Genomic DNA, 17,486 nt, shown 5'->3' with positions numbered 1-17,486 from the left:
AAATCTCGCGGTGAGAAACATCTACGCACCCACCCCTTCGGTCGCCATCAGCGTCGAAGCGTGCGGATCGAACGGGCACCCACCGTCCAGGTGCGCCACATACTCGTCCCGGAAATGCTGGATCGAGGACATGATCGGGCTGGCCGCACCGTCTCCCAATGCGCAGAAGGACTTTCCGAAGATGCCGTCGGCGATGTCGAGCAGCTTGTCGATATCGGCCTGGCTACCCGCACCGGTTTCCAGCCGGGCATAGATCTGGGCCAGCCAGTAGGTGCCCTCGCGGCACGGTGTGCACTTTCCGCAGGACTCGTGGGCGTAGAACTGGGTCCAGCGCCGTACGGCCCGCACCACACAGGTGGTCTCGTCGAAGATCTGCAGCGCCTTGGTGCCGAGCATGGACCCGACGGAGGCCATACCCTCGTAATCCAGTGGCACGTCGATGTGTTCGGCCGTGAGTAGCGGTGTCGACGAACCGCCCGGGGTCCAGAATTTCAAGGTGTGCCCGTCGCGAACACCGCCGGCATAATCGAGCAGTTCGCGCAGCGTGATCCCGAGCGGTGCCTCGTACTGGCCGGGCCGGTTGACGTGGCCCGACAGCGAATACAACGTGAAGCCGGGGGATTTCTCCGAACCCATCGACCGGAACCAGTCCACCCCGTTGACCAGGATCGGCGGGACACTGGCGATGGACTCGACATTGTTGACGACGGTCGGGCAGGCGTACAGGCCCGCGACGGCGGGAAACGGTGGCCGCAACCGCGGTTGGCCACGCCGGCCCTCCAGGGAATCCAGCAGCGCGGTCTCCTCGCCGCAGATGTAGGCGCCCGCACCGGCGTGCACGGTCAGCTCCAGATCGAAGCCAGAGCCGAGGATGTCGGTGCCCAGATATCCGGCCGCATACGCTTCGGCGACCGCGGCCTGCAGACGCCGCAGCACCGGGACCACCTCACCGCGCACGTAGATGAACGCGTGGCGGGCCCGGATCGCGTACGCCGCGATGATCACACCTTCGACCAGGAAGTGCGGGGTGGTCAGCAGGAGCGGAATGTCCTTGCACGTACCGGGTTCCGACTCATCGGCGTTGACCACGAGGTAGTGCGGCTTGGCCCCCGCGCCGTCTTCACCCTGCGGGATGAACGACCACTTGGTCCCGGTCGGGAACCCGGCGCCGCCGCGTCCGCGCAGTCCGGAATCCTTCACCAGCGCGATCACGTCGTCGGGCCCCATCGCCAGGGCCCGCTGCAGCCCGCGGTAACCGTCGTGGCGGCGGTAGGTGTCCAACGTCCACGGTTCTGGTTCGTCCCAGAATCGGCTGAGTACCGGGGTCAGTGCGGTCATTCGATCGGACCTGCCTCAGGAGCGGACATTCCGCGTTTGTGGGCTTCACGCAGGCCGGCCAGGGTCGCTGTGCCGGGGGCGCCGCCCGACACGTGCGGATTGGTCAGGCCCGCCAGGGTGCGCGCCGTTTCCCGGAAGGTGCACAGTGGTGCCCCGCGCGTCGGTGCCGGGGGCGTCCCGCCACGTAAGCCGTCCACCAGATCTCGTGCCGACGACGGAGTCTGGTTGTCGTAGAACTCCCAGTTGACCATCACCACCGGGGCGTAGTCGCATGCCGCATTGCACTCGATGTGTTCGAGGGTGACCCGGCCGTCCGCAGTCGTTTCCCCAGCGTGGATGTCGAGATGATCCTGCAGTGCGTCCAGAATCGCGTCGCCGCCCATGATCGCGCACAGCGTGTTGGTGCAGACGCCGACGAGGTAGTCGCCGGTAGGGGTACGCCGGTACATCGAGTAGAACGTGGCCACCGCGGTGACCTCGGCATCGGTCAGGCCCAACAGCGCTGCGCAGAAACCGATTCCGGCAGGTGTGAGGCAACCGTCCTCTGCCTGCACCAGATGAAGCAGCGGCAGCAGGGCGGAACGGGCGTCAGGATAGCGGGCGGTGATCTGCTCGGCGTCGGCGCTGAGCCGGGCCGTCACCTCATCCGGATACGCCGCGGGCCCGTTGATCGGCGGGCCCGCTTCATCGGGGCGCTGCCCCAGTTGAATGAATACGTCGCTCATCCGTGCTGTCTCCTCTTCGCGCAAGCGCTCCTGCCCGGTTTCCTCTTCGCGCAAGCGCTCATCAGCGATCAACTCCACCCATGACCGGATCAATCGACGCCACCGCGGCAATGGCGTCAGCCACCATGCCGCCCTCGCACATCGCCGCCACCGCTTGCAGATTCGTGAACGAGGGGTCGCGGTAGTGCACGCGGTACGGCCGGGTGCCACCGTCGGACACGATGTGCACCCCGAGCTCCCCGCGCGGGGACTCCACCGCGACGTACACCTGCCCGGCCGGTACCCGGATGCCCTCGGTGACGAGCTTGAAGTGATGGATCAGCCCCTCCATGGAGTGGCCCATGATCTTGGCGATGTGCTCGGGGGAGTTGCCCAGCCCGTCCGGGCCGAGCTTGAGATCGGCCGGCCAGGCCAGCTTCTTGTCGGTGATCATCACCGGACCGGGGCCGAGTTTCTCCAGTTTGGCGACGCACTGCTCGACGATCTTCAACGACTCGCGCATCTCCTTGACCCGGATGATGTACCGGCCGTACGAGTCGCAGCGGTCATCGGTGATGACGTCGAATTCGTAGTCCTCGTAACCGCAATACGGTTGTGCACGACGCAGATCGTGGGGGAGTCCGGTGGAGCGCAACACCGGGCCGGTGATCCCGAGCGCGATGCACCCGGTCAGGTCGAGATATCCGACACCGACCGTGCGGGCCTTCCAGATGTAGTTCTCGTTGAGCAGATCCTCCAAGTCCTGCAGGCCTTTCGGCAGTAGATCGAGTAGCGCGCGAATCTGGCTCACCGCATCGTCGGGTAGGTCGGCGGCCAGCCCGCCCGGTCGGATGTAGGCATGGTTCATCCGCAGGCCGGTGATCGACTCGAAGACCCGCAGGATCTCTTCACGTTCCCGGAATCCGTAGAACATCGCGCTCATCGCGCCGAGCTCCATCCCGCCGGTGGCCAGCGCCACCAAGTGCGAGGAGATCCGGTTGAGCTCCATGAGCATCACCCGGATCACGCTGGCGCGCGGCGGGATATCGTCGGTGATGTCCAGCAGCTTCTCCACACCCAGGCAGTACGCCGTTTCGTTGAAGAACGGCGAGAGGTAGTCCATCCGGGTGACGAACGTGACGCCCTGCGTCCAGTTGCGGTATTCCAGGTTCTTCTCGATGCCGGTATGCAGATAGCCGATGCCGCAACGGGCTTCGGTGATGATCTCGCCCTCGATCTCCAGGATCAACCGCAGCACCCCGTGGGTCGACGGATGCTGAGGACCCATGTTGACCACGATGCGTTCGCCGGCATGCTCGCGGGCCGCAGCCACCACGTCGTCCCAGTCCTGTCCGCCGACCACCACGACGGGGGATTCGGTACTCATCAGGTGTAGGACCTCCGCTGATCGGGCGGCGGGATCTGCGCGCCGTGGTATTCGACCGGAATACCGCCCAGCGGATAGTCCTTGCGCTGGGGATGGCCGACCCAGTCGTCGGGCATCTCGATCCGGGTCAACGCCGGATGCCCGTCGAACACGATGCCGAAGAAGTCGTAGGTCTCGCGTTCGTGCCAGTCGGTGGTCGGATAGACCGTATACAGCGACGGAATGTGCGGATCCGCGTCGGGCGCCGCGACTTCCAGCCGAATCCGGCGGTTGTGGGTGATCGACATCAGGGGGTAGACCGCATGGAGTTCACGGTCGGTGTCGTCGGGGTAGTGGACACCGCTCACACCGAGGCACAGCTCGAACCGCAATTGGGGATCATCGCGCAAAATGCTGGCCACAGCGGGTAGTTGAACCCGGCTGACCTCCAGGGTCAGCTCATCTCGATGAACCACCACGCGCTCGATCGACACCGCATAGCGCTCCTCGCCGAGGATTTCGGTGAGCAGGTCCACCACCTCGTCGAAATACCCGCCGTAGGGGCGCGGGGAACTACCGGGTAGTGCCACCGAACTCACCAGCCGGCCGTACCCCGACGTGTCGCCCGTGCCCGAGGCGCCGAACATGCCGCGGCGCGTCGCGATCACCTCGGGCCCCTGGCCTGTGCCCGCCCCGGTGCTCTCGGTGCTTCCGTTGGCCGTGCTCACCGCAGCAGACCCTTGAGTTCGATGGTGGGTGTGACCGCCAGCGCTGCCTTCTCGGCTTCCCGGATCGCCTCCTCGCGGTTCACCCCGAGTGGCATCTGCTGAATCTTGTCGTGCAGCTTCAGGATTGCGTGCAGCAGCATCTCCGGTCGTGGTGGGCAGCCGGGCAGGTAGATGTCGACGGGCACCACATGGTCGACGCCCTGGACCACTGCGTAGTTGTTGAACATGCCGCCTGAGGAGGCGCAAACCCCCATGGCCAGCACCCATTTCGGCTCGGCCATCTGGTCGTAGATCTGCCGCAGCACCGGTGCCATCTTCTGGCTCACCCGGCCCGCCACGATCATCAGATCAGCCTGCCGCGGCGTCGCCGAGAATCGTTCCATCCCGAACCGGGCGATGTCGAAACGCGGTCCGGCCGTCGACATCATCTCGATTGCGCAGCAGGCCAGGCCGAAGGTGGCCGGCCACAACGACCCCTTGCGCACGTATCCCGCGACCGCTTCGACCGTCGACAGCAGGATTCCACCGGGCAGACGTTCCTCTAGTCCCAATTCAGGCCTCCTCGCCGCCAGACGTAGGCGTACGCCACGAACACCGTGAGCATGAACAGCAACATCTCCACCAGCGCGAACAACCCGAGGTTGTCGAAGGCCACCGCCCACGGATAGAGGAAGACGATTTCGATGTCGAACACGATGAACAACATCGCGGTCAGGTAATACCGGATGGGCATGCGTTGGCCGGTCACGCCGGCGGCGCCGGGCTGCATCGGCTCGATACCGCATTCGTAGGCCTCGAGTTTGGACCGGTTGTAGCGGCGCGGGCCGATGACGAGCGCGATCCCCACGGAAACCACGGCGAACGCCGCCGCGATCGCTCCGAGAACCAAGATGGGCGTGTATAGATTCATGCCACTTATCGCTCCCTCGGTGGGCTGTCGATGTGAGCTAACCCACAGCCTAGCGAGGTTTGCGGCCTGCGCCACACATTTTGGTTAGTATCGTTTCATATCGGGGCAGCGTGTCGCTGCGGCCAGAGCCATGCCGCGAACAATCAACGGCAACACGGCAATTCGAAAAAGGGTTACTGGACCGGGGTGCGCAGGAGCGACACCACCGCATCGCCCAACCGGATCGGATCGATCGGGTGCGGCACGGCCGCCTCGGCCCGTGACCAGCTAGCCAGCCAGGCATCGTCAGGACGCCCGGTCAGCACCAGGATCGGCGGGCAATTCGCGATCTCGTCCTTGAGTTGTTTGGCGACGCCCATGCCCCCGGCCGGGGTGGCCTCACCATCGAGGATGGCCAGGTCGATACCCCCGGCGTCCATCCGCGAGATCACCATCGGTGCGGTGGCGATCTCCACGTATTCCAGTTCGGGCAGTTCCGGATGCACGCGTTTGCCCAGTGCGAGACGTACCTGTTCGCGGGTGCGCGGGTTGTCGCTGTACACCAGGATGTGCAGCGGCGCGGGGCCGGCCATGATGCCGATGCTACTGCGCGGGGCCCCGTAGGCCGGACAACTCAGCGAATCCTGTTGTGGGGCATCAGACTCGGGTGAACACAAGTTCACCGGACAGGACTGTGGTCGGACCGACCATCCCCAGCAGGTCTCCCGACACGCCGAAGTCGTCTCGTTGAACCTGGCACTGGCCCGACAGCCGCAGCGCGCCGTCGTCGAGGACCTGCACATCGACCGGTAAATCGATGGGCTTCGACACTCCGCGAACCGTCAGGACCGTCGTCAACTGCACCCTGTCGTCGGACGGGCCCAAACCCGTCACCTCCATCGTGATGCCGGGATGGGCCTGGGCGTCGAAGAAGTCGGCGGATCGCAGATGGTTGTCCCGCTTGCTGATCCCGGTGCGCACCGATGCCGCGGCGATCACCACCCGGCCGTTCACCCCGGCGCCGGCGGAGCCTTCACCGGTGAACTCGGTGAACCGCCCGGTGACCGTCGACAGGCCCCACAGTGTCTTGTTCCGGAACGTCACGGCGGACCGATCCGGAACCAGTGTCCAGTTCCCGGCGCTCGCGGTGAGGATGTCGCTGATCGTGGCCATGCCATCTCCAGTCTTGTCGGGCCGGATGAACGGCTCGGGTCAGGTGAGCAGCGGCGCGATGTCCTTCGGATCGAAGTACTCGTCGATGCGGTGGATCAGACCGTCGGTACCCACTTTGATCACGATGCACACCCGCAATGCGATCAATGTGCCGTCAGGTGCGCCGGCGTGCAGGAGGTGCTGCTGGACGAATCCGCCGTCGAAGAACTGCCGGTCCAACACCTCGTAGCGGCGCTCCCGGGTGGCGTTGATGAACCAGTCGATGACTTTCAACGCGCGGGGCCGGTCGTTGTCCCTGGAATCGCCGGCGTGCCATACGACGACGTCATCGGCCCACAGCTGAGCTACACCGGCCTTGTCGCCGCGCTCGATCGCGTCGAACAGTCGGTGCGCGACGTCGTCGATGAGTTCGACTTCGGCAGGGGACATCATCGGCTCCTCGGGTAGGGCTTGACCTCAATGGCTATTCAGGTTTCAGACTCGAATCATGAACTCCACGCCTGCACAGTCGCTGTTCGACGAAGCCTACGAGTCCCGGACCGCGCCCTGGGTCATCGGCGAGCCGCAACCGGCCATCGTCGAGTTGGAACGCACCGGTCGTGTGGGCGGCAAGGTGCTCGATGTCGGCTGCGGCGCTGGTGAACACACCATGCTGCTGACCCGGCTCGGGTACGACGTCCTCGGTATCGACTTCTCCGAACAGGCCGTCACCCAGGCCCGGGAGAACGCCGCGCAGCGTGGCATCGACGCGCATTTCGCCGTCGCCGACGCGACCCGCCTCGGTGCGGAGCAGGACCCGCGTTACGACACGATCGTCGACAGTGCGCTGTTTCATGTCTTCGACGATGCCGACCGGCCGCGCTATGTGGCCAGCCTGCACCGGGTAGCCCGGCCTGGTGCGACGGTGCACGTCCTGGCGCTGTCCGACGCGGGTCGTGGGTTCGGACCCCAGGTCAGCGCCGAGGTGATCCGCCAGGCCTTCGCCGATGGCTGGGAGCTGGAGGCGCTGGACACCACGACATACCGCGGCGTGGTGGGTGCGGCCCATGCCGAGGCGCTGGGGGAGCAGGTCGGAGCCCGGGTGGACGAGCCGGCGTGGCTGGCCCGGATCCGCAGGCTCTGACGGCTCCGGCGGCCTTCCCGACGCACGCCGAGTTCTACACCAGGGCTGTGCCGGCGCGGCGCCCACGACCGTGGTGTAGAACTCGGCGCGACGGGGAGTCACGGTTCGTCGTAACCCGGATGCGCGGCGGCAAGCCGTTGACGCACCAGGATGCGTAGGCAGGCGGTGACGTCGTCGGCCCGGTCATCGAGTTCGCCGGCGCGGATCGCCGCCGCCAGCGCGGCCTCATCGGTGAACCCGACCCCGGCCAGGGCCTCAGACGAGGCGGTGGCCGCAGCAGGGGTGTCGGAGGCCAGCAGTTCGCGTTCGACCATCCGTAGCGCGTTGGCGGCGACCCTGGCCTGAAATTTCACCGGAGCTGCGACCGTCTCACTGTCGCGCACCTCGGTGTCGAGAAATTCCGCGACCGCGGCGACGAGTTCGGCCGCGGTCGGCCGTCCGTACAGGTTGCTCACCAGCTGCTCCCGTCCAGCAGACACAACAGGTCCCACTCGGTCTCACAGACTCGACGCCCGATCGTCGCCAGCTCTACCGACGGGGTCTGCCCGCTCAGGTGTCGTTCTGCCTGATAGCGGCAGATGACACCCCAGCGCAGCGTGGCGAGCACCAGCCACCAGCGGATCGCGGACCTGTCGAGGGTGACGCCGCCGGCTTCCTCGTAGTCGTTCAGAAAGCTCTCGATGCTGCCAAGCCCGCCTGCCCCGAGGGCGGGCGGAGCCCCGAACCGCCAGGCCCGGATGCAGAACCAGGCCAGGTCTTCGTACACCTCGCCGAGGTGCACCAACTCCCAGTCCAGTACCGCGGCCAGGCCTGAGTCGTCGACGATCACATTGCCCATCCGGAAGTCACCGTGCACCAACCGCAGCGGCGACGCGGGCGGCCGGTTCGCGGCCAGCCAGCGAAACACCCACTCGAAAGTGGCTGTGGTATCGCACATCTCGTCGAGCTGCTCCCGCCATTGGGATATCTGGTCCTGCTCGACGAGGCCGGGTAGCGCGGGCGGCTCGGCCCGATGGATGGCAGCCAGCGCCTGTGCGCACTGAGTGAGCAGCCGGGCCCGGCCGTCATCGTCGAGCGTGCGTTGAATGCGTCGCACGATGGTCTCGCCAGCGATGAAGTCACAGATCAGGAAGGGATCACCCAGCGCGGCAACGGAATTATCGGCGATCAGTACGTGGGGGACCGGCGCCCCGGCCAGAGCCGCCGCCCGTTGAGCGCCGGCCTCCAGCTCCATCCCGGCATGTACCTCATCGGGTGCGCCGGTGCGCAGGATCAGCGGGCGCCGAGCCGAGTCCGTGATGGCGTCGAAGGACCACGTGGTGCGGCTGGCTCCGCCGGTCAGCTCACGCAGGTTCTCCACGGCCACCCCGTCGCCGAGCACGGGGGTGAGAACATCGACCAGCCGGGAGGTGAGCAGGCCGGTCTCGGTCACCGCTTGGCCTTGCCGAACCCGAACAGCCGCTGCGCCACCCGGCGCATCTGGATCTCTTCGGCGCCTTCGGTGATGCGGTAGCGCCGGTGGTGGCGGTAGATGTGCTCGAACGGTTCGTGACGGCTGTAGCCGATGCCACCGTGCACCTGCATGGCCCGATCGGCGGCTTCGCACACCAGGCGGTTGGCGCGGTAGTTGGCCATCGACACCTTGTCGGACACTTCCATGTGGTGGTTCTGGTCCAACTGCGTCGCGGCGTAACGGACGAGCAGCCTGACCATCTGGGCTTCGGTCTGCAATTCCACCAACGGCCACTGCACGGCCTGGTTCACCGCCAGCGGCTTGCCGAACACCATGCGCCGGTTGGCGTAGTCCACTGCGCGGTCGATGCAGAACTGGGCCGCGCCCAGGCTGCTTGCGGCCTGACGAATCCGGTTCTCGTGCAGGAACGTCTGCCCGACCTCCAAGCCCCGGTCGACCTCGCCGAGCACCGCGTCGTCGGGCACCCGTACGTTGTTCAACTCGACCTCGCCGTGATCGGTCGGCATGTTGAACGTCCACCAGTAGAACGGGACGGTGAAACCCGGTGAATCGGTGGGCACCAGAAATGCGCTGATGCCACGGGCCTGTCCGGGCTCGCCGGAGGTCCGGGCGAAGATCAGATCGTGGGTGGCGCGGTGTACCCCGGTGTTCCACCGCTTGCGGCCGTTGATGATCCAACCGTCGCCGTCTCGGACCGCCGTCGTCTCCAACCAGGTGGCATCCGATCCGTGGTCGGGCTCGGTCAACCCGAAGGCCATCGAACGCTTGCCGGTGAGCATCGCCTCGACCCAGTCGGCCTTCTGCGCCTCGGTGCCGAACCGATCCATCATGATCACCTGCGGGAAGTTTCCCACGATCGAGGACTCGTCCTGCAGATCGTTGTGCAGCCCGAGGCCCTTGTGCGCCAGGTGTTCCCGGATGACCGCCATATCCAGGTTGCTGCCGTCCCGCCCGCCGAACCGGGCGGGCAGACCGTAGCGCAGCCATCCGGCGGCATCGGCCCGGCGACGCATCTCGTCGAGCAGATCCTCCCAGGCCCGGGCGGGCACTCCGCCGTTCTCCCAGTCGGTGCGGGCGTATTCGCGGCGCTGGTCGAAGTACTGCATGTGCTCGCGCTCAAGCGGCTTGATCTCGGCCTCGATGAACTCGTCCATCTCGGCAAGCACAGTCGAAAGATGGTCGGGCAAAGCGAAATCCACGATGATCTCTCTTTCTCGGGTCGGAAGCTCGGGTCAGAAGCCGTACAAGGTTCTCTTCCAGATGGTGGACAGGGTGGCGATGGCGTCGGAATCGCTGATCTCGATACCCAACCCGGACTGGCCGACAAAGACCGTGGTGAAGTTCTCGAACAACAAGGCGATGGCCGCGCCGACGTGCTCTGGCTGCAGTCCCTGAGCGTGGCCCTGTCCCTGGGCGTGGTGCACCGATGCGATGACGATGTCGATACCGAACCGGCGGAACTTGTTCTGCACGTCGGCGAATCGCTGCTGGGTGGCCGCCAGTTGGGCGACCGCGATCATGATGCCGATGTTCTGTTTGAAGATGTTCCAGTAGCCGGTGACCACCGTGGTGAAGAACTCGGTGTCGTCAGGGGAGTCCGGCAGGTGCAGGTTCAGGCCGGACGGTTCGACGACGTCGTGCAGGAACGATTCCGCCAGCGCCGCCAGCAGGTCCTCTTTGTCGGTGAAATACCGGTAGAACACCGCCGGGCTCTTGCCTGCAGCCGAGGTGATGTCCGACAAGGTCGTGCCGTGAAAGCCGCGCTCGGCGAACAGCTTCCGCGCAGCCAGTTCGATGGCAGACCGCGTCTGGCGGCCTTTGGTACCCAGCTCGGCAGCGGTCATCGACGCCTCAGCCCAGGATCCGGTCGCCGGCCCGCAGCAGCGCGCTGGGTAGCTCATGGCCCACGGCGTCCTGGGCGACACGGGCCGCCTCGATGGCGGCGGTCAGGTCGACATCGACCGCGATGTCGCTGTCGCGCAACATGTAGACGAGGTCCTCGGTGGCGATGTTGCCGCTGGCACCCGGCGCGAACGGGCAGCCGCCCAAACCGCCGACCGACGCATCCAGGCGGGTGACCCCGGACTGCACGGCCGCGTAGGCACTGGCCAGGCCCGCTCCGCGGGTGTTGTGGAAGTGTGCCCCCAGCGGCAGATCACCGATCAGCGGCCGGACCTGCTCGATCAACGAGCTGACCCGGCGCGGGGTGGTGGTGCCGATGGTGTCGGCAATGGCTATCCGGGTCACGCCGAAACCGACGGCAGCCGAGGCGATGTCGAGCACCCGCTGCGGATCGGTCGGGCCGTCGAACGGGCAGTCCCACGCGGTGGCGATGATCACCTCCACCGAGGTGTCGCTGTCACCCGCGATGGCCACGATGTCGGCGATCTGTGCCGTGGCCTCGGCCGAGGTGCGTCCCACGTTGGAATGGGAGTGGGCGTCCGATGCGGACACCACGTACTCGATCGACCGTAGGCCGGCGGCGATGGCGCGTTTGGCGCCGTTGGGGCTGGCCACCAGCGCGGAGAACTCCACCTCGGGGAACCTGTGCAGTTCTTCGGCGAGTTCGGCCGCATCGGCCAGTGCCGGTACTTTCGAGGGCGAGACGAACGCCGTCGCCTCCACCTCCCGTACCCCGGTCGCGACGATGGCTTCGAGAATCGCAACTTTGGCGGACAACGGAATCGGCGTCTCGATCTGCAGGCCGTCCCGCAGGCACACCTCGCGGATATCGACCTTCGTCGGCAGGTTCATCTCACAGCACCCCCTCTGCGCGCAGGGTTTCCAGGTCTTGTGCACTGCGCCCGAGCAGGTCGCCGTACACCTCGTCGTTGTGCTGGCCCGGCCGGGCTGAGCCGGCGTTGCGGATCGTGCCGGGTGATTCGGAGAGCACCGGGACGACGCCGGGGCCTTTTACGGTCCGTCCGATCCGCTCATCGAAGTGGTCGGCGATCATCCCGCGGGCCTGCAGTTGCGGATCTTCCACCACCTCGGCCACGGTGTTGATCGGCCCGCTGATCACACCGGCCTGCGACAGGGTTTCGATGATCTCCTCCGGCTGCCGCTTGCCGGCCCAATCGCCGATGATCTTGTCCAGCTCGTCCTGATTGCGGCCGCGGGCAACGTGATTGGCGAATCGATCGTCGGTTGCCAGCTCGGGGCTCCCCATCGCCGCGCACAGCCGGCGGAACACGGTGTCCTGATTGGCGGCGATCACCACCCAGCTGCCGTTGGCGCTCTGGTAGATGTTCGACGGCGCGATACCTTCCAGCCGCGTGCCCGACGGCCCGCGTACCACCCCGCCGATGTCGTAGTCGGGGATGGTGGATTCCTGTATCGCCAGACAACTTTCGGTGAGCGCGGTGTCGACGATCTGCCCCTCGCCGGTGACGGTCCGCCGGTACAGCGCGGCCAGGGCGCCCTGGGCGGCGAACATGCCGGCCAGGCTGTCGCCCAGCGACAGGGCGAGCCGCGGCGGGGGGCCGCCGGGGAACCCGTTCATGTGCCGCAGCCCGCTCGACGCCTCGGCCACCGAGGCATAGCCGGCCTTGCCGGCGTCCGGCCCGGTCTGTCCGTATCCGGACACCCGCACCAGGATGATGCCCTTATTGCGTTCGCGCAGAACGTCGTAGCCCAGATTCCACTTCTCCAGGGTGCCGGGCCGGAAGTTCTCCACGATGATGTCCGACCGGTCGACCAGCTCGAGGAACAACTCGCGGCCCTTGGCGGTCCGAAGGTCCAGGGTGACGGCCTTCTTGTTGCGGGCGTGCACGGTCCAGAAGAAGTGGTGCCCGTCGAGCTCGGCCTGCCCCCAGGTGCGCAGCGGATCCGGGGTGGCCGGCAGTTCGATCTTGATGACTTCGGCACCCATGTCGCCGAGCAGGCGGCCGGCGAACGGACCCGAGATCAGGGTGCCGAGCTCGATCACCCTGATGCCGTCCAAAGGTCCGGTGGTCATGCCGGATCCAGCGAAAATCCGTGCCGGTGCAGCCAATCCGTGCAGATCGCGACGGCCTGGCGGAGAGTGTCGCGCTGATCCGGGCCCGAGTAGTAGTGGTTGGCTCCGGGGATCTCGTGCATCTCCTTGTCGGAATGGCCGATCGCCTCGTACAGCCGGCGGGTGTGGCTGGGCGTACAGGCGTCGTCGGCCAGATTGCCGATCACCAGGGCGGGGACCGCGATATCCGGCCCGGCCTTGACCGCGTCACCGTTGGCGTCGTCGTAGCTCCACTGCGATAGCCAGCTGCGCAGCGTGCAGAATCTCGCCAGGCCGACCGGGCTCATGTTTACCACCTGGGGATCACCCAGATAACACGTACCGGGTTGGCGATCGTTGGGGTCGACGGTGGGGTCCAGCCACCGCGGGTCCGCCATGGTGCCGTGCACGACGAAGGCGAACTCGTCATCGGGACGTCCGGCGGCCTTGAGTTCCGCCAGCTTTTCCTTGACCCACTTGGTGATTCGCCGGTTCCGGGCGATCTGGGCCTGGTGGTAACGCTCCAGGAACTCCGGCGTGTAGGGCGGCTGGTTGGGGTTGTCCGGGTCGTAGAGATCGAGTTCCGGGTCCCGCTTGGTCGGGTCGTTCTCGTCGAGGATGGACGCGTCCATCCATTCGGTCATCGTGCCGTGCCGGCTGATGTGCGCGGCCAACAGCATGATTCCGTCGGCGGGGATCAGGCCGAGCTTGGTGAGGTCTGGCCCGTCACCGGACGGGCTCGCCGTCACCGTCGGATGCTGGGCCTGCTGTTGGTAGAACACCGACAGCGACCCGCCGCCACTCCATCCGGCCAGGACGACCTTGTCGTAGCCCAGTCGGTGCTTGGCGTCCTTGATGCACTCGCCGAGATCCTCGACCACCTTCTCCATGAGCAGTGCCGAGTCGGTGCCCCGGAACCGGCTGTTGCAGTAGATGACGTGGTGTCCGGCGCGGGCCAGGGCATTGATCATGGGCAGGTACGCGCCGCCGCCGATCGGGTGCATGAACACCAGCACCGTATCTGAGGACTTCGACTTGGGCCGCAGCAGGTAGCTCTCCAGCACGACGAGTTCTGCGACGCCGCCGTACACGTCGCGCACCGACGAGTTGTTCTGGTAGGCAACCAGATACGGGATGCGGTCGTATTCGTGCTTCACAGGCGCTTCAACAGTTGTCATCTCTAGTGCTGCCCCAGATCGTTGGCGAGGATTTCGGCGGACGGGATGAGACGGCGGCGGGTGTCGATGGCGATCACCGACCAGTCGACGCGGTCGTAGTCGTCGAACTTTCGGCGGGCACGTTCCCGCGCCTTCTCCGGGGCTCCGTGGTGAACACCCTGTGGTGCATGGGAAACCAGGCCGGGCGGCATCGGGATGCCGTACAGCGAACCACCGTGGAAGAACGCGATCTCGTCGTAGTCGACGTTGCGGTGATACCACGGGGTGCGCTCGGTGCCCGGCACGGTTTCGGCGGGCTTGGGCAGGAAGTTCATCACGTACACACCGGTGGCCTGCATGAAGAGGTGCACGGTCGGTGGCAGGTGCACGCTCTCGGAGGTGATGACGGTGTAGTCCTCGATATTGAAGGTGAACGGGAAGTTGTCGCCCCGCCAGCCTTCCACGTCAAGGGGATTGTGTTGGTAGAACAGCGAAGTCGGCCCGCCTTCATGAATCAGACGGACCTCGTATTCTCCGGCGTCCTGCGGCCCGACGCCGTCGTCGATCGGCTGCGGCTCTGGAATGGTGACCTGCGCCGGGTCGAACGGGAAGTGGCGGCCCAGGGTGCCGGCCGGCGGAACCCGGAAATCGTCGGTGGCCTGGATCATGAGCCACGTGCTCTCGGTGTCCGGCACCTGGCGGAATGTGCAGGCCTTCGGGATGTAGACCCAGTCGCCCTCGCGGTAACGCAGCGGGCCGAACTCGGTCTCCAGGAGGCCCGATCCCTTGTGGACGAACAACAGTAGGTCGCCGTCGACGTAGCGGACGAAGAACGGCATCTCCTCGGTACGCCGGCTCAGCAGCACCTGGCAGTCGGCGTTGGAGAACATCAGCAGCGGGCCGCCCTGGGCATCGGTGGCGTCGCTGGGCTTGAGCTCACTGGACAAAACGTCGGTGGGGCGCAGCGGGCCGACGGTGCGGTAGGCGGTGGGGTCATTGCGCCGGTACATGTTGGCGGTCCGGCCGACGAAACCGCCGCGACCGAGTTCGTCGTCCTTGAGGCCGTCGAGGTCGGCATGCACCCGTTTCGGGGTCTTGCCTTTACGCAGGTGGACGAAGGATTCCATGCTCGACTCCTGAAAGGTGCGGGGCAAAAAACTGAAAGTGACTTTACTTTTTGTTAAAGCCGGTGACAAGGGGTTCTGCGGACTGAACTTCCGCGTTTTGGGCTCGGCTTCCCGGGGTAGCCCTCCAGCGGGCGCCCAGGCTCGATGCTGCCCGTCGGTGTCAACGAAAGGACTGTCATGAGAAAGGAATTGGAAGGCCGCAGGGTCGGGATTCTTGCCGCCGACGGTGTGGAGCGCATCGAACTCGAACAACCCCGCGCGGCCGTCGAGAACGAGGGCGGTCACGTCGAGCTGCTGTCACTGAGGGCCGGTGAAATCCAGGCTCGTGATCACGATCTCGAACCGGCGGGCACCTTTCCGGTGGACCGCACGGTTGCCGAGGCGAAGGTCGATCAGTTCGACGCGCTGATCCTGCCCGGGGGGACCGTGAATCCGGACAGATTGAGGCTCGACAAGTCTGCGGTGGCGTTCGTCCGCGATTTCGTCCGATCGGGCAAGCCCGTCGCGGCGATCTGCCACGGACCGTGGACCCTGGTCGAGGCGGACGTGGTACGCGGCCGCACGCTCACCAGCTATCCGAGTATCCGCACGGATCTCGGGAACGCCGGTGCCACCGTGGTGGACCGGCAGGTCTGCATCGACGGCAACCTGATCACCAGCCGCGCCCCCGGCGATCTGCCCGCGTTCTGTGAGGTGATCATCGAGGCGTTGGCGTGCACACCGGCCCAGACGTGAGCGCCGGTCGACCCCGTCAGATCATGGACGTTCGGGGGATCTTCATGCCCAGCGTCAATGCACCGGCCAGCTCGCGGCTGGTGTCGTAGTCGAACACCACGTGGCCGGACAGGACGTCGACGTCGCGCTTGAACCGCTGCAGCGGGCTGGACAGGAAATGGATGCTCGCGCCGCCTGCGCCCAGTAGATCGGCGATCACCGCCTTGGACTCGCTGACGATATGCGCGGCCGACAGCCGGGCCTGCGCGCGCACCGGCTTGTCCACCGAGTCTCCGGCCGCCACGATGGCCTCGATCTCGCCGACGGTGTCGGCCAGCAGGGCGCGCAACGCCCGCACCCGCACCTGCGCCCCGGCCAGATGGGCCTGAGCGATCGGCTTGTCCTTCTGTATGACGCCTTCGTAGGGCAGCACTCGTTCGCCGAGGCGCTGCGCGTAGATCTCGGTGACCCGCTCGGCGCTGCCCAGCGCGGGCATCGCTGCCAGCAGGGCCAGGGCGGGCACCATCGGCCAGCGGTAGGAGGAGCTGTCGTGTAATCCGGCGCCCGGGGCCGTGCCGGAATAGATGTCGAGCACTTTCACCAGTCGGTGCTCCGGCACGAAGACGTCGGTGGCGATGACGTCGTTGGAGCCGGTGGCCCGCATGCCATCGGTGTGCCACACGTCGGCCACGGTCACGTCGCTGATCGGCAGCAGCGCCAGCGCCGGATACAGCGCATCGTCGGGGCCGCACAGCGCGGCGACGATGATCCAGTTGCCGTGCATGACGCCGGTGGCCCAGGACCACCTGCCGGTCAGGCGGATCCCGCCGTCGGCCGGCAGCCCGCGTCCGGTCGGCGCGAGTGGGGCCGGGGCCAGGAACGGTCGGCTCGCGAACGCCTCCTCCTGGGCCTGCTCACCGAACAGCGCCAGCATCCAGTTGTGCAGTGCCAGGAAGCCGATGGTCCAGGCGCTCGACGTGCAGCCATGGGCCATTCGGCGCACGGGATCCAGGACCGCCGGGAAATCTGCCTGCTGACCGCCGTAGCGGGCGGGCACCAGGAGTTCGGTGAAACCGGATTCCACAAGTTCGGTCACCGTCGCGTCGGGAAGCCGGCGCAGCTCTTCGGCTTCAGCGGCCCGCTCGGCCAGTCGTGCGACGAATTCGGCGGTGATGGAGCGCTCAGTGATGGGGGGTGACGTCATGGTCCGAAAACTACCATACTTTTTAGTATGGTCGAGTTGGTGGCCCGGCGGAAGGCGCTGAGCGGGCATTTCGAAAACCGGTTGGCGACGATCGGATAACCCTCCGGACACCAGTTGTGAACAGAAAGGCATCGGCGTTCATCGAGTGCGGTGGGCGCGGACCGGGGGTTGGCGGCGTTTTCCCAGGTAGATCAACTGGGTGCGCGTGATAGATAAAGCCGAATTCACTTTTTTGAATCCGTAGATATGCAGTTCGGCGGCGCGCGGCGGGTTTTCCACCGTCGTGGGCCCGTGATTTACTCATGGCGCAACAACTGAATTCTTCGGTCCGCTCTTCAGAGGCACCGGCTCGGGCGAGCGGGCGTGACAGTGCAGTGACTCCGTCGCTGCGGTGTCGCTGGGCGATGCTGATCGCTGATCGCGCAAATGGCGTAATGACCGGAAGACGGATGGATTCGCAGTATGACCTTCATTGACAAGATTCGTGGCCATTGGGCCCGCCGCATGACGGTG

Annotated in this window: 20 protein-coding genes; 2 read left to right on the top strand and 18 right to left on the bottom strand. The window is 66.1% G+C overall.

The window, feature by feature from the left end; translation table 11 throughout:
- Positions 1-21: 21 nt before the first annotated feature.
- From nuoF to ACWEFV_RS10845, 9 genes are all read right to left on the bottom strand, one after another.
- Positions 22-1,338 (bottom strand): NADH-quinone oxidoreductase subunit NuoF, encoded by a 1,317-nt coding sequence (gene nuoF, locus ACWEFV_RS10885; protein WP_450070190.1) that lies wholly within the window; start codon positions 1,336-1,338, stop codon positions 22-24.
- Entirely contained in the window at positions 1,335-2,063 is a 729-nt protein-coding gene (nuoE, locus tag ACWEFV_RS10880; protein WP_450070189.1) for an NADH-quinone oxidoreductase subunit NuoE, read from the bottom strand. Before nuoE ends, nuoF begins: the two co-directional genes overlap by 4 nt.
- A gap of 61 nt (positions 2,064-2,124) precedes the next feature.
- Positions 2,125-3,429: an NADH dehydrogenase (quinone) subunit D gene (nuoD, locus tag ACWEFV_RS10875; RefSeq protein WP_135453358.1), complete on the bottom strand. Its 1,305-nt coding sequence runs from the start codon at positions 3,427-3,429 to the stop codon at positions 2,125-2,127.
- Positions 3,429-4,136, bottom strand: coding sequence for an NADH-quinone oxidoreductase subunit C (locus ACWEFV_RS10870; protein ID WP_450070188.1), 708 nt, complete (start codon positions 4,134-4,136; stop codon positions 3,429-3,431). Before ACWEFV_RS10870 ends, nuoD begins: the two co-directional genes overlap by 1 nt.
- Positions 4,133-4,687 (bottom strand): NuoB/complex I 20 kDa subunit family protein, encoded by a 555-nt coding sequence (locus ACWEFV_RS10865; protein ID WP_029106617.1) that lies wholly within the window; start codon positions 4,685-4,687, stop codon positions 4,133-4,135. The genes ACWEFV_RS10870 and ACWEFV_RS10865 overlap by 4 nt, the downstream gene beginning before the upstream one ends.
- Positions 4,678-5,046 carry an NADH-quinone oxidoreductase subunit A gene (locus tag ACWEFV_RS10860; protein ID WP_055112226.1) on the bottom strand — a complete coding sequence of 123 codons (369 nt, stop codon included), beginning with the start codon at positions 5,044-5,046 and terminating at the stop codon, positions 4,678-4,680. Before ACWEFV_RS10860 ends, ACWEFV_RS10865 begins: the two co-directional genes overlap by 10 nt.
- A gap of 173 nt (positions 5,047-5,219) precedes the next feature.
- Complete coding sequence (locus tag ACWEFV_RS10855; RefSeq protein ID WP_450070187.1) at positions 5,220-5,618, bottom strand: Rv3143 family two-component system response regulator; 399 nt, start codon at positions 5,616-5,618, stop codon at positions 5,220-5,222.
- 64 nt (positions 5,619-5,682) lie between these two features.
- Positions 5,683-6,198, bottom strand: a complete 516-nt coding sequence (locus ACWEFV_RS10850) for a YceI family protein (RefSeq protein WP_450070186.1) — start codon at positions 6,196-6,198, stop codon at positions 5,683-5,685.
- 39 nt (positions 6,199-6,237) lie between these two features.
- Positions 6,238-6,627 carry a nuclear transport factor 2 family protein gene (locus ACWEFV_RS10845; protein ID WP_450070185.1) on the bottom strand — a complete coding sequence of 130 codons (390 nt, stop codon included), beginning with the start codon at positions 6,625-6,627 and terminating at the stop codon, positions 6,238-6,240.
- A gap of 58 nt (positions 6,628-6,685) precedes the next feature.
- Between ACWEFV_RS10845 and ACWEFV_RS10840 the strand changes: the two genes are divergently transcribed.
- A complete protein-coding gene (locus ACWEFV_RS10840) occupies positions 6,686-7,321 on the top strand; it encodes a class I SAM-dependent methyltransferase (protein WP_450070184.1) in 636 nt (211 codons plus the stop codon).
- Between the two features lie 98 nt (positions 7,322-7,419).
- Here ACWEFV_RS10840 and ACWEFV_RS10835 read toward each other — a convergent pair whose 3' ends face one another.
- Genes ACWEFV_RS10835 through ACWEFV_RS10800 form a run of 8 tightly spaced genes read right to left on the bottom strand, consistent with a single transcriptional unit; the run spans position 7,420 to position 15,055 of the window.
- Positions 7,420-7,776 carry a DUF6285 domain-containing protein gene (locus ACWEFV_RS10835; RefSeq protein WP_450070183.1) on the bottom strand — a complete coding sequence of 119 codons (357 nt, stop codon included), beginning with the start codon at positions 7,774-7,776 and terminating at the stop codon, positions 7,420-7,422.
- The gene (locus ACWEFV_RS10830; protein ID WP_450070182.1) at positions 7,773-8,753 is read right to left on the bottom strand and encodes a phosphotransferase family protein; all 981 of its coding nucleotides are present in this window, start codon (positions 8,751-8,753) and stop codon (positions 7,773-7,775) included. The genes ACWEFV_RS10835 and ACWEFV_RS10830 overlap by 4 nt, the downstream gene beginning before the upstream one ends.
- Complete coding sequence (locus ACWEFV_RS10825; RefSeq protein ID WP_450070181.1) at positions 8,750-9,994, bottom strand: acyl-CoA dehydrogenase family protein; 1,245 nt, start codon at positions 9,992-9,994, stop codon at positions 8,750-8,752. The genes ACWEFV_RS10830 and ACWEFV_RS10825 overlap by 4 nt, the downstream gene beginning before the upstream one ends.
- Positions 9,995-10,027: 33 nt before the next feature.
- Positions 10,028-10,639, bottom strand: a complete 612-nt coding sequence (locus ACWEFV_RS10820; RefSeq protein ID WP_450070180.1) for a TetR/AcrR family transcriptional regulator — start codon at positions 10,637-10,639, stop codon at positions 10,028-10,030.
- Positions 10,640-10,646: 7 nt separating this feature from the next.
- Positions 10,647-11,549 carry a hydroxymethylglutaryl-CoA lyase gene (locus ACWEFV_RS10815; RefSeq protein WP_450070179.1) on the bottom strand — a complete coding sequence of 301 codons (903 nt, stop codon included), beginning with the start codon at positions 11,547-11,549 and terminating at the stop codon, positions 10,647-10,649.
- Position 11,550: 1 nt separating this feature from the next.
- Positions 11,551-12,753, bottom strand: a complete 1,203-nt coding sequence (locus ACWEFV_RS10810; protein ID WP_450070178.1) for a CaiB/BaiF CoA transferase family protein — start codon at positions 12,751-12,753, stop codon at positions 11,551-11,553.
- Positions 12,750-13,949: an alpha/beta hydrolase family protein gene (locus ACWEFV_RS10805; protein WP_450070177.1), complete on the bottom strand. Its 1,200-nt coding sequence runs from the start codon at positions 13,947-13,949 to the stop codon at positions 12,750-12,752. The genes ACWEFV_RS10810 and ACWEFV_RS10805 overlap by 4 nt, the downstream gene beginning before the upstream one ends.
- Before the next feature lie 2 nt (positions 13,950-13,951).
- A complete protein-coding gene (locus ACWEFV_RS10800; RefSeq protein WP_135453371.1) occupies positions 13,952-15,055 on the bottom strand; it encodes a homogentisate 1,2-dioxygenase in 1,104 nt (367 codons plus the stop codon).
- A 177-nt stretch (positions 15,056-15,232) separates the two neighbouring features.
- On the opposite strand from ACWEFV_RS10800, the gene ACWEFV_RS10795 reads away from it, so the two are divergent.
- The gene (locus tag ACWEFV_RS10795; protein ID WP_450070176.1) at positions 15,233-15,790 is read left to right on the top strand and encodes a type 1 glutamine amidotransferase domain-containing protein; all 558 of its coding nucleotides are present in this window, start codon (positions 15,233-15,235) and stop codon (positions 15,788-15,790) included.
- Between the two features lie 16 nt (positions 15,791-15,806).
- Here ACWEFV_RS10795 and ACWEFV_RS10790 read toward each other — a convergent pair whose 3' ends face one another.
- Positions 15,807-16,973: an acyl-CoA dehydrogenase family protein gene (locus ACWEFV_RS10790; RefSeq protein ID WP_450070175.1), complete on the bottom strand. Its 1,167-nt coding sequence runs from the start codon at positions 16,971-16,973 to the stop codon at positions 15,807-15,809.
- Positions 16,974-17,486 lie beyond the last annotated feature (513 nt).

Source organism: Mycobacterium sp. NPDC004974 (assembly GCF_053600815.1).
The sequence above is the reverse complement of the archived record's forward strand: the minus strand, read 5'-3'. Positions and strand labels throughout refer to the sequence as shown.